Source organism: Desulfosporosinus sp. Tol-M2 (assembly GCF_059735615.1).
Genome location: NZ_JCAIJG010000087.1, coordinates 1 through 2,908, shown reverse-complemented (window position 1 = coordinate 2,908; position 2,908 = coordinate 1). Strand labels below are relative to the sequence as shown.

The 2,908-nt window shown below is 41.1% G+C and carries 2 protein-coding genes; one reads left to right on the top strand and one right to left on the bottom strand.

Annotation, left to right across the window (positions count from 1 at the left end; genetic code table 11):
* Positions 1–2,042, bottom strand: a 2,042-nt coding sequence (locus tag AC6I5A_RS06420; RefSeq protein WP_034613219.1) for a UPF0182 family protein, incomplete at its 3' end; no start/stop codon positions are given.
* 289 nt (positions 2,043–2,331) lie between these two features.
* Here AC6I5A_RS06420 and AC6I5A_RS06415 point away from each other — a divergent pair.
* Positions 2,332–2,908 (top strand): FAD-dependent oxidoreductase (locus tag AC6I5A_RS06415; RefSeq protein ID WP_034613217.1); only part of this gene is annotated, 577 nt, incomplete at its 3' end.

Genomic DNA, 2,908 nt, shown 5'->3' with positions numbered 1-2,908 from the left:
TCCTTATTATAGAAAACGGCTGAATTAGTCATATGGAAGTTCTTAAGCATATTGCTTTGAACGGTAAACAGTGTTTCAGGATAGCGGAGGTGGTTCTTTAGGCTTGGCGGCAGGCTAACGATGTCTTTGAATACTCCCGGAAATATTTTCATATAGGTCCTTAAGACCGGATCTTGGGGATCAACAGCATAAAAATCAACTGTTCCGTCATTGGCATCGATGATTACTTTTACAGAGTTTCTGATATAGTTAAACCCTTGATTTGGATACATATTCGAATAGGGGAGAGCATCAGATGTAGTGTAAGCATCGATAATCCACTTAAGGCGGCCATCATCAATGACTATATAAGGGTCTGCATCATAGGTTAAAAACGGCGCTAATTTTTTAACTCGTTCTTCTATATTGCGGTACACCAGCAATTTGCTCTCAGGAGTCACCTGAGCGGCAAGATAGAAGCGTGTGGTTGCATGGCGAAGGGATAACATCAGCTTATTAAGAGGTGTAAAAGCTATCCCAGTTTTACCTTGATAAGAATTTTCAACATTCGCACTGCCTTGGGGATAATCAAATTCTTTCACTGAAGTATTGGCGACGACCCATTCATTGGTCAGTTCGCCGAAATAAATCCGTGGCTCGGACATCTTCAATTCCGGAAACTCACTGACCGGAGGGACGTCTTTAATGGCAAAGGAGGGAAGTCCTTCAGAGGTGACGGCATTGGCAAACGAAGCAGACGCTCCGTAACCATGTGTATATTTAAACTTCATATTCACAAATGTTTTAGCTTTTTCATCTAAATCAGGGGTTGAGATTTCTCTTGGTCCAATCATTACTTGACGATATTCCCCGTTGACTGTATACCGATCGATATCAATATCATTAAATTTATAATAGAGACGAATGCCTTGCTTCTGGTTATAGGTTTGCAACATGGGCCTGGCATCGTTAAGTCGAATGTTGTTAAGTGTTGACTGATCCGCCTTCAAAGCACTGATTGTGATGGGTGTGTTTCCCGGATAGTCAATTTCTGTAATTTTGTCTAAGCCATACCCAAATCGCGTCAATTCGATCTCATGTTGAATATACGGCTGCTCTTTACTGAGCTCGTTCGGTAAGACGACAAACGATTGAATTAGGGCAGGTATTATTCCATAGATCAAAAATCCGACTACAAATATACCCGCTACCGGCAATGTTAATAACCGTGACTCATTAGAAGCCAAGGTCATAAAGGCTAAAATAGATCCTAAAATACTGATAACAATTAGTATTTTCAGAGCTGGGAGTGTAGCTGTTAAGTCTGTAAATCCGGCACCAACAATATGTCCGTGAACCGAGTATAGTAACTGGTAAATATCAAGATAATACCCGAAAGCTTTTAAGGCAAATAGAATTCCAATCAGAACGGCCAGGTGCTTTCGAGCAGAACCTAAGGAGACAGCCTCTCTCTGCCATAGTTTCTTGGAGCGGAATCGGATGACCCCAGTAAGGATATAGAAAATAGTTGTGAATAAGGTCAGTAAGAACAAGGGGCCGAAAAATGCATTGAATAGAGTTATCCAAAAAGGTAATTGAAAGAAGTAAAAAGCCAAATCCTTGCCGAAAATCGGATCGGATTGTCCGAAAGGGGTGGCATGGATAAACGCTAATACATCTAACCAGCCCGTGAAACCTGCAACAAAGCTGACTCCAAAACTCACAACAATAGAAATAACAAGTAACCAAATGGCAACTTTCTGCTGACTCAGATTAAAAATCGGTCGGTTCATATCCTGAACTAAACGCAAACGCAGACGCAAACGTTCATTGACAAAGGTAATAATGGCGTGGCGAATAGAAAGTAAGGTTCCGGCAATGAAGATAAAAAGAATCGTGCCGTTTACCGCTTGAAAAAACAATTTACTAAGGATTGGTGTCCAAAATAATTGTGTATAACCAAGATCTTTAAACCACAACCAATCCTCAAATAAGCCACTCGACGCGGTTAGTAATGACCCCAAGATGATGAAACCAATTAAAACTTTAAGAAAACGGTTCAACGGTCATTCCTCCTCTAAACTTTAGTTAATCATAATTATATACTTTAATGACATAATTAACTAATGATATTATATTCTTCCCAGTAAATGAAAATTCCTTCATCAATTTTCCGAATCTATGCCTATTTATTTTAAATCTGGAGAAGATATGGTATACTACTTTTAAAATACCCTCGAGGGGTATAAAGAAAACTTGGCAAGCGCCAAGCTTTAAGGGAATGACTCAAGGACTCGAACAGGACATTGACTGGTATCAGAATTGCAAACATGCTTAGAGGAGTTGAAAGATATGTATGACGTCATAATTATCGGCGCAGGCCCTGCTGGCCTAACAGCTGGAATATATGCTGCGCGAGGAGGTCTCAAAACAGCTATTGTAGAATTGGCGATGCCCGGAGGTCAGGCGGCTTCAACGGAGAATATCGAAAATTATCCCGGATTTCCAGATGGGATCAATGGATATGAACTAATGAATTTGTTTCATAAACAAGCCTTGAATTTTGGTGTTCAATTTATTTTTGAGGAAGTTCGCGAACTCGACCTTAAGGAGCCCGTCAAAAAAATCCATACCGCCGGTCAAGTCCTTGAAGCACATGCTATTATAGTAGCTGCCGGTTCCAAACCCCGGTTATTGGGCGTACCAGGTGAGGATGTTTTCAAGGGCCGGGGCGTGTCTTATTGCGCAACCTGTGACGGAGCCTTTTTTAGAGGTAAAAAAGTTGTTGTTGTCGGTGGGGGAGATGCAGCAATCCAGGAAGGATTATACCTTACTAATTTTGCCGAAGAAGTTATCATCGTCCACCGAAGTGCCGGCTTGCGAGCTTCCCAAATTGCCATAAACCGAGCAAAAGATAACCCAAAAATAC